Below are 8,641 nucleotides of genomic sequence, written 5' to 3'. Positions count from 1 at the left end.
CTTTTAGATGGAAGACTGCGTATTGATAATAATGATTCGGAGCGTAGTATAAAACCATTTGCAGTTGGCAGAAAAAATTGGATGTTCTGTGCAACAACTAAGGGTGCTAAAGCTAGTGCAAATATTTATAGTATTATTGAAACTTGCAAAGTAAATAAGATTAATCCTTATGATTATTTAAAATATTTGCTGAATCATATTCATGATTATTCTGATCCAAAAGAGTTAGTAAATTTACTTCCATATAATATTGATAAAAAAATATCATCAAATTAAATTTTTTTTAGAATTATCAAAAAACTTAAGAAACCCAAAGAAAGGCGGATAATACTTGTCAAGATGGGGATATTTTAGCGTTTACGACATGGAATAGGATTAAGTTTTTGTAAAAAAGCAATGGGAATTATGAATGGAGATATTAAATGTTATTCTAATGAAAATAAAGGTACAGAATTTATATTAAGTTTTTTTAAAAAGTTTTATATAAATAATATATCTACATACTATATCTTTTTATAACAATTATATTATTATTTAAATTTAAGTATAACATAAAGTGAAGTTGGAATTATTATTGATGCTCCAATTAGCATATTATAACTTGGTATATCATTAAAAATAAAATATCCAAGTATTATAGAAAATATTAACTCTATATATCTTAAAGGTGCAAGAACTGATGCTTTAACAGTATCAAAAGCTTTAAGAATACAAAAAAGGATTAAATTACTGCCTATTCCCAATATAGTAAAGTAAAAAATATCTTTACTTGTAGGAACTTTAAAGCCATTTAACAATGGAATAAATAATATTATAGTTGTAAATAAGGAAGAGTAAAATAACATACAAAGCATTTTTTCTTTTGTAATATATTTTTTATTAATAACGTCAAGTGTAGCAAAAAGTATTGCTGCAATAACAAATAGATATGAGTTAGAAGTAAATTTTTGCTATGTGGAGATATTGTTATATATATTCCAATCATACTAATAAATGTTACAATCCATAATACAAATGATACTGATTCTTTTAAAATTAAAGGTGCTAAGATTAATACAAATATAGGGATAGTAAAACTAATTGTAGTAGCTATTGCCACTTGAGAAGATTGTAATCCACTGATCCATAAAAATATTGCTAAAGATAATAAAATTCCCCTTAAAAAATGTAGTTTTATATGTGAAGTTTTTATAGATTTTAAACCATAAAATATAATAACAGGTAAAAAACTTATAGTTCCAAAAAGAAATCTGTAAAAGGAAATTTCAAGTGATGATAAATTATTGGCATAAATATACTTCGCTATAATATCATTTATACAGCTAATAGCTAAGCTAAATAAAAACCATGCTATACCAATAAAATATTTCACATGCAAACTAATAATATAAAAAAGCTATTTTAAACATGTATGTTTTAAAATAGCTAGATAAATTTCTAAAAAAATATGTAGAAATTATATTAATAATAGTTTTGTTATCTAGATGTAAAGATAGCTTAATTATTATATCTAATAATTAAGCTATTTTGAATAAAGTATATAAATTTACTTATTTACTATTCATAGTTGTGTTTGTTTGGCCAGTACTATAATTTTGTTGATTAGTCATTTGTTGACTATTTTTATTAGATGATTGAGTTGTTGATGTATCATTGTTAATTTGGTTATTTGTATTGTTAGTACCCTGAACAATTACATTATTACCTGTATTTTGATTCTGGTTTTGATCATCATCAGTACTTTGAGTACTAGTGGTATCACTACTATCATCTTGATCAGAATTAGTATTATTCTGATTTGTTAGGTCGGATGATTGAACCTGCTTTAAATTATTATTATTTTGAGCAGCATGTAAATTTGCTGTAGTAAGTATTAATGCTAGCCCTAAACAAATTGATATATCTTTATAGTTCATGTTAAAAACCCCATTTTAATAAATTATAATATAAAGCTAAAAGCTACCACACAATCTATATTATTGGTAGCTTTATTTTATACATCAAATATAAAATTTTTAATAAAAAAGCATTCTCTTTATTTTATCAGCAGATTTTTTTCCTAAATCATTTCCAATACCTTCATTACCTTCTTCAATAGTATAAAATTGCAAATCTCCATTTTCACTAAAATATCCAGATTTTAACATTAATTTATCACCAAAAATAGTGCAATAAGATGCAATTGGAGTAGAACAATCACCTAGAAATGATTTTAAAAATGCTCTTTCTGTATTTATAGCTATTTGAGTTTTTTTATGATTCAAAGGTTCTAAAAGTTTTATAATTTTAGCATCATTAATTTTATTTTGGACGCCTATTGCACCTTGAGCAATAGCTGGTAACATTTCATCGATTTCAAAATAGTGATTGATATGCTGAGTTAAATTATTTCTTTTTAATCCTGCAGCTGCTAAAACTATAGAATCTACTTCATTACAGTTTAATTTTTTTAACCTAGTATCAATATTACCTCTAATATTTTTAACTACCAAATCAGGCCTTAAAGCTAAAATTTGCCCTTTTCTTCTTACAGAAGATGTGCCAATAGATGCTCCTTTTGGTAATAATAAAAATGATTTATATTTAGTTGATATAAATGCATCTCTTGGGTCAGAGCGTCTTAATATACAATTAATTTCTAAAAATTTATTTTCATCTGCAGGTACATCTTTCATAGAATGAACTGCAATATCTGCATATCCATCTACTACTGCTTGTTCAATTTCTTTTAAAAACAGTCCTTTGCCTCCAATTTTAGATAAAGAATGAGTAAGCAATATATCACCTTGAGTTTTTAATTTTATTAATTCAATAGTTAAATGCTTATGATAAAATTTTAATTGATTGGCAACTATAAGTGCCTGATTAATAGCAAGAGGACTACTTCTTGTTGCTATTTTTACTAACATAAAATCTAAATAAAAAATACATTGATATTTATTAAAGGTGATTTATTTATAAGCTTTTTGATATGCTTCTTCAGTGAGAATTCAATAGAATTTTTGATTTTATTTTTATCTAAAGTTGATATTTCTTTAAATGTATCAAAAATATCAAGTTTTAGCTCATCCAATATATCTTGGTCTAAGTTTTCTTCTAAAATACCTGGAGCAACAACATATAGGTGATTAATATTTTTTTTCTTTTTATCTATTATCATAGAAATAAATAAAGCTCCATTATCTCTAAGTGTTTTTCTATTTTTTATTATAATACTATCTGAATTTAAAATTAAATTTCCATCAATAATATAATATCCAGATTCAACTTTACCTATTTTTTTTGCTTCATCATTGTCAAATATAATTACATCACCGTTTCTAACACTTAATGCTTGTTTAATTCCTAAATTTTTTGCTACCCTACAATGTTCATTAAGATGTATTGCTTCTCCATGAACAGGTATTGCTATTTTTGGCTGAATAAGTTTAAACATTTTTTTTACTTCCTGAGCAGATGGATGTCCTGAGACATGCACAAACTCATTTGCCTCATTTAAAACATTAACATTCATTTCAGCAAGTTTATTAAATAAATTATATATTTTTTTTTCATTTCCAGGGATAATTTTAGATGAAAAAATTACTACATCATCTTCTTGTAAAGAGATTTGAGGGTGTTTTTTATCTGCTATTTTAGTAGTCATAGCTAATGATTCACCTTGGCAACCAGTACAAATAACAACTATTTCATTACGCTTAAATTTTTTAAAATGCTTTTCATCATATATAATCGTATCTTGTAAATAACCAGCTTCTTTAGCAGCTAGATACATTTTCCATAATGATCTTCCTTGCAAAATTATCTTTCTTTTATCTTTCTTAGCAGCATTAACCATTGATAATAATCGTGCCACATTTGAAGCAAATGTTGTTATAATAATTAATTTGCCAGTGTGCGTACAAAGTAATTTTTCTAAGTTTCGGCCAAGTTCACCTTCTGAAACAGAATGATCTTTATGAAAAATATTTGTTGAATCTCCCACTAAAGCCAAAATTACTTTTTTGCCAATATTTTCAAGTGTTCCTTCATCAGTTACTTCTCCAATAACTGGTTCATTATCAAATTTCCAATCTCCTGTATGAAATATTTTTCCTTTTTCAGTTTCAATTAATAACCCATTCATTTCAGGTATAGAATGTGTTATTGGAATAAAAGAAATTTTAAAATTTTCTAATGTAAATGTATTATTAGATTCAACTTCGTTAAATTTCATATTTTGAGTTAAACCATATTCCTTACATTTTGATTTGACTATTAAAGATGTAAATTTTGTTGCATAAATTGGGCATCCAATCTCTGACCAAAGATATTGTATTGCTCCAATATGATCTTCATGAGCATGAGTTAACACAATTCCTAAAATATCTTTTTTAATTTCCTTGATGATAAAATTAATATTGGGCACAATAATATCTATTCCAGGTAAATCTAAATCTGCAAATCCTAATCCTAAATCTACAATTATCCATTTACCATTGAAATGATAGAGATTTAAATTCATACCTATTTCACCAGAACCTCCTAGTGGAATAAATATTAGTTCTTTATTTAATTTTTTAAAATTTATATTAGAATTCATTTAATCTTGTTGAAATAATACATGTCTGAAATAAGAAAAATCTTCTAATACTCTACCAGTTCCAAGTACAACACAATGAAGAGGCTCATCAGCTACTTGAACCTTTAAACCAGTAGTTTCACTTATAACTTTATCTAAATCTCTTAAAAGCGCACCACCACCAGTAATAATTATTCCATTATCGGCAATATCTGAAGAAAGCTCTGGCGGTGCCTTTTCAAGCACTAATTTAACAGCATCTATAATTTGTGCAATTGGGTCAAATATGCTTTCAGCCATTATAGTTTCTGTTAATACTATTTCTCTTGGTATCCCAGTTACTGCATCTCTACCTTTTATCGATATGCTTTTTTCATCTTTTTTATTTGGTTTTTTAGCAGTTCCAATTTCCTTTTTAATTCTTTCTGCAGTTGAATCACCTATATAAAGACCATGATTTTTTCTTATATATGATATTATTGATTCATCTAGAGTATCTCCACCTACTCTAACTGATTGAGCGCAAACAATACCACCTAAGGATATAACACCAACTTCAGTTGTACCGCCTCCTATGTCAACAACCATAGAGCCTGTAGCTTCGGTAACTGGAAGATTAGATCCAATTGCAGCAGCCATTGGTTCGTATATTAAATAAACTTCTCTAGCTCCTGCACTCTCTACAGCATCTTGTATAGCTCTTCTTTCTACAGGAGTGGAGCCATATGGTACACAAACAATTACTTTTGGTTTAGCAAAAAAACTTCGTTTTTTATGTACTGAAGTAATAAAATATTTTATCATTTCTTCAGCACCTTTAAATTCTGCAATTACTCCATCTTTTAATGGTCTAATGGCTTTGATATCTGCTGGAGTTCTACCCAACATTGCTTTTGCCTCATTGCCAAAAGCATATGGAATATAAGAACCTTTTTCATGGAGCAATGAAACAACTGATGGTTCATTAAGTACTATTCCTTGATTTGGAACATATACTAATGTATTTGCTGTACCAAGATCAATTGCCATATTGGATGAAAATAATCCTAATAAGGATGAAAACATATAATTTAATATTTAGTTATTTTTTAGTGTCCAAATTAATTAACGTTGGAATATCTATTGTTTATTCTAAAAATCACTTTTTTGCAAACTTAATTGTAGATTTTTTTCTTAATTTATTTTAATTTATAGCTATCAGGTAGCTAGATAGTTGCTGTAAATATAGTTTTTTACAGAGGAAAGTCTGGGCTTCATGGAATAATAGAGCTGGATAACTCCCAGCAAAGGTAACTTTAGGGAAAGTGCCGCAGAAAATATACCGCCTGTTAAATTGGTAAGGGTGAAATGGTAAGGTAAGAGCTTACCGATCTTTTAGTAATAAAAGATGCATGGTAAACCCCTCTAGAAGCAAGATCAAGTAGTGTTTTTTTTAACTTTATTCCAAGTTTTAAACACGGGTAGATTGCTAGAGTTTAATGGTAACATTAAATCGAGATGAATAACCATCAGATACATTATAGTATCTACAGAACCCAGCTTATAGGCTGCCTGTTGTTTTATATTTATTTAAATTATGATACTAAGATTAAATTTTATATTATTCATATTACTTGTAACATTAGATTTAAATTCCTATGCATTTAATTTAAACAATGGAGAAATTAATATTGAATCTAATAATTTAAATGTTAATACAAATGCTAAAACTGCAGAATTTATTGGTAATGTTATTTTACAGCAAAATAAAGTTAAAGTTTTTAGTAATAAATTATTAATTACAACTCAAAGCAATGAAATAGAACAAATCGTTTTTTTAAACAATGTAAAATTTCAAATAGGTAATAAAATTATATTGGGAGATAAAGCTGAATATAAAAAAAAGGATAATATTTTAAAAATTATTAATAATGTTAAATATATAAATAACCAGGATAATGAAATTATAGGGGATTTATTTATATATAATTTTAACAATAAAATTTCTAAATTAAGTTCTGATTTAAAAGATAAAAGTAAAAATAAAAGAGTTAAAGCAAAATTTAAAATAAACAAAGATGTTAGTAGCTGAAAATTTATTTAAAACGTATTCTAAAAAGAAAATTGTTAATGATGTAACAATATCTGTTAGCAACTCAGAGATTGTAGGTTTGCTAGGTCCTAATGGTGCAGGAAAATCAACATCATTTTATATTATTTCTGGTTTAATAAAACCTGATGTAGGAAAAGTATTTTTTAATGGAGTTGATATAACAAGTTTATCTTTATCATATCGTGCAAAATTAGGTATTTCGTATTTACCACAAGAAATATCAATTTTTAGAAATATGACGGTTCAAGAAAACCTGATGACTGTTTTAGAAATAATAGAAAAAGATAAAACAAAAAGAGAACAAAGATTGGAAGAATTACTTGCTGAATTTTCTATAGATCATCTAAAATTTTCGCATGCAATTTCTTTATCTGGGGGTGAAAGAAGAAGGTTGGAAATTGCAAGGTGTGTAGCAATGAAGCCAAAATATATTTTACTCGATGAGCCATTAGCAGGAATAGATCCAATCGCAATTGAAAATATAATAGATTTAATTAAAAATTTAAAGAAGCAAAAAATAGGAATTTTAATTACTGATCATAACGTTAAGGAAGCACTTGCTTTAGTTGATAGAGCATACATATTGTATAATGGTAGTGTAATTGCATGTGATGATAGTAAGAATATAATCAAAAACAAACAAATAAGAAGAATTTACCTTGGAAATAATTTTTAATAATAATATACTTTATACAAATCTACATAAAAGCTGTAAATGAAAGTAGTAGACTTTAAAACATTTATTTTTTTACAATTGTGCTTGATGATTGCAAGCTTTTTTTTTCAATTTTATGAAATAAATAATGCAGGTTTTATAGTAGAAACATTTGGTTATAATGTTTTAACTTTTTCATTACTTACAATTATTTTTATTGTTTTAGAGCTAAAAATACCTGTACCTTCTTTTTTATTAGGGTGATTTACACTTGTTATCAATTTAAGGCTATGTAGCATTATTGGATTTAAGATGCCAGTTTATATAATGACGTTAATATTTTTTATAAAGGTCATTCAATTTATGCTTATAGCAAAATCTAGTATAAATCAAATATACAAACTAGGGTTTGAAAATACTGATTATCATCTTTATTGGTTAAGCATTTTCATAAGGATATTATTAGGATATGATTTTATTCCTTATTTTTGTGAAAAATTATTTGAAGGAACCATGATAAGATCTAAAGAAATAGATGATTTTCATAACTTGGGAATAATATTAGCTAATATTATAGTTATATCGACAGGTATAATCGAGTTTTTTTGTAGTCTTACTTTAAGCTGTGGGTTTTTAACTAGAATTGGATCAATAATTTTAACTTTATACTTAATGGTAACTACATATATTAGTTTAAAATTTGGGTATAAATTTGCTTGGGTTAGCTCTTCTGGTACTGGATGGAATTATCCTATATTATGGTCAGCAATTATCTTTTCATACGCACTATTTCAGCCAAGTGAGTTTAGTATAGATAAGTTTTTACTTAAGTATAGAAAAACACCAAAATGGCTTAAAAAAATTATTACTTTTTAGATGGTAATTTCCTCTTCCTTTTTTGCTCTTTTATATAACCTTGTGTTTTTAATAATTCATATGCAGTAGGAGTACTGTTCTTTGTGTCTGATTTATTTAATTCAAAAGGAGTAAACGCTAAAATATCCCCATCTTGACAAGTATTATCCGCCTTTCTTTGGGTTTCTTAAGTTTTTTGATAATTCTAAAAAAAATTTAATTTGATGATATTTTTTTATCAATATTATATGGTAAACGCTAAAATATCCCCATCTTGACAAGTATTATCCGCCTTTCTTTGGGTTTCTTAAGTTTTTTGATAATTCTAAAAAAAATTTAATTTGATGATATTTTTTTATCAATATTATATGGAAGTAAAGTAAGCGCTAAAATAAGGGCATCTAGGCAAGAATAAAAATAAGTGGTAGAACAAAAGCCTAAAAAAATAGAGGCTAATGATGCTATTAGAAAAAAAGAA

General features: G+C 26.4%; 11 protein-coding genes and 1 other RNA gene. 6 read left to right on the top strand and 6 right to left on the bottom strand.

Going from position 1 to position 8,641, the window contains the following annotated elements; translation table 11 throughout:
- Positions 1–276, top strand: a 276-nt coding sequence (locus EIC27_RS04430; RefSeq protein WP_153183752.1) for a transposase domain-containing protein, incomplete at its 5' end; no start/stop codon positions are given.
- 254 nt (positions 277–530) lie between these two features.
- Here the strand turns inward: EIC27_RS04430 and EIC27_RS04425 are convergent.
- The 6 genes from EIC27_RS04425 to EIC27_RS04400 all read right to left on the bottom strand — a co-directional run bounded on the left by EIC27_RS04425 (position 531) and on the right by EIC27_RS04400 (position 5,626).
- On the bottom strand, positions 531–869 hold the full coding sequence (locus tag EIC27_RS04425) for an EamA family transporter (protein ID WP_240627089.1): 339 nt from the start codon (positions 867–869) through the stop codon (positions 531–533).
- Complete coding sequence (locus EIC27_RS04420) at positions 812–1,372, bottom strand: DMT family transporter (RefSeq protein WP_162298335.1); 561 nt, start codon at positions 1,370–1,372, stop codon at positions 812–814. Before EIC27_RS04420 ends, EIC27_RS04425 begins: the two co-directional genes overlap by 58 nt.
- Positions 1,373–1,550: 178 nt before the next feature.
- The gene (locus EIC27_RS04415; RefSeq protein WP_126044915.1) at positions 1,551–1,916 is read right to left on the bottom strand and encodes a hypothetical protein; all 366 of its coding nucleotides are present in this window, start codon (positions 1,914–1,916) and stop codon (positions 1,551–1,553) included.
- A gap of 99 nt (positions 1,917–2,015) precedes the next feature.
- Complete coding sequence (hemC, locus tag EIC27_RS04410; protein ID WP_126044914.1) at positions 2,016–2,909, bottom strand: hydroxymethylbilane synthase; 894 nt, start codon at positions 2,907–2,909, stop codon at positions 2,016–2,018.
- A 5-nt stretch (positions 2,910–2,914) separates the two neighbouring features.
- Complete coding sequence (locus EIC27_RS04405; RefSeq protein ID WP_126044913.1) at positions 2,915–4,582, bottom strand: ribonuclease J; 1,668 nt, start codon at positions 4,580–4,582, stop codon at positions 2,915–2,917.
- Positions 4,583–5,626, bottom strand: a complete 1,044-nt coding sequence (locus EIC27_RS04400; RefSeq protein WP_126044912.1) for a rod shape-determining protein — start codon at positions 5,624–5,626, stop codon at positions 4,583–4,585.
- A 132-nt stretch (positions 5,627–5,758) separates the two neighbouring features.
- Between EIC27_RS04400 and rnpB the strand changes: the two genes are divergently transcribed.
- The 5 genes from rnpB to EIC27_RS04375 all read left to right on the top strand — a co-directional run bounded on the left by rnpB (position 5,759) and on the right by EIC27_RS04375 (position 8,184).
- Positions 5,759–6,120: RNase P RNA component class A (gene rnpB, locus EIC27_RS04395), an RNA gene on the top strand.
- A 17-nt stretch (positions 6,121–6,137) separates the two neighbouring features.
- Entirely contained in the window at positions 6,138–6,632 is a 495-nt protein-coding gene (locus tag EIC27_RS04390) for an LptA/OstA family protein (protein WP_126044911.1), read from the top strand.
- Positions 6,619–7,329, top strand: coding sequence for an LPS export ABC transporter ATP-binding protein (gene lptB / locus EIC27_RS04385; protein WP_126044910.1), 711 nt, complete (start codon positions 6,619–6,621; stop codon positions 7,327–7,329). The genes EIC27_RS04390 and lptB overlap by 14 nt, the downstream gene beginning before the upstream one ends.
- A gap of 39 nt (positions 7,330–7,368) precedes the next feature.
- Positions 7,369–7,572 (top strand): hypothetical protein, encoded by a 204-nt coding sequence (locus EIC27_RS07040; RefSeq protein WP_126044909.1) that lies wholly within the window; start codon positions 7,369–7,371, stop codon positions 7,570–7,572.
- A gap of 99 nt (positions 7,573–7,671) precedes the next feature.
- On the top strand, positions 7,672–8,184 hold the full coding sequence (locus tag EIC27_RS04375; RefSeq protein WP_162298334.1) for a DoxX family protein: 513 nt from the start codon (positions 7,672–7,674) through the stop codon (positions 8,182–8,184).
- Positions 8,185–8,641 lie beyond the last annotated feature (457 nt).

Source organism: Candidatus Aquarickettsia rohweri (assembly GCF_003953955.1).
In the GTDB taxonomy this organism is placed as follows: Bacteria; Pseudomonadota; Alphaproteobacteria; order Rickettsiales; family Midichloriaceae; genus Aquirickettsia; species Aquirickettsia rohweri.
This window is presented reverse-complemented; position numbering and strand designations above follow the sequence as displayed.

What these genes read in the sequence shown, in the direction of transcription:
- EIC27_RS04415 (WP_126044915.1), bottom strand. Translation starts at nt 1,916, where the DNA reads ATGAACTATAAAGATATATCAATTTGTTTAGGGCTAGCATTAATACTT.
- EIC27_RS04375 (WP_162298334.1), top strand. Translation starts at nt 7,672, where the DNA reads ATGCTTATAGCAAAATCTAGTATAAATCAAATATACAAACTAGGGTTT.
- EIC27_RS04390 (WP_126044911.1), top strand. Translation starts at nt 6,138, where the DNA reads ATGATACTAAGATTAAATTTTATATTATTCATATTACTTGTAACATTA.
- EIC27_RS04400 (WP_126044912.1), bottom strand. Translation starts at nt 5,626, where the DNA reads ATGTTTTCATCCTTATTAGGATTATTTTCATCCAATATGGCAATTGAT.
- EIC27_RS04405 (WP_126044913.1), bottom strand. Translation starts at nt 4,582, where the DNA reads ATGAATTCTAATATAAATTTTAAAAAATTAAATAAAGAACTAATATTT.
- EIC27_RS07040 (WP_126044909.1), top strand. Translation starts at nt 7,369, where the DNA reads ATGAAAGTAGTAGACTTTAAAACATTTATTTTTTTACAATTGTGCTTG.
- hemC (WP_126044914.1), bottom strand. Translation starts at nt 2,909, where the DNA reads ATGTTAGTAAAAATAGCAACAAGAAGTAGTCCTCTTGCTATTAATCAG.
- lptB (WP_126044910.1), top strand. Translation starts at nt 6,619, where the DNA reads ATGTTAGTAGCTGAAAATTTATTTAAAACGTATTCTAAAAAGAAAATT.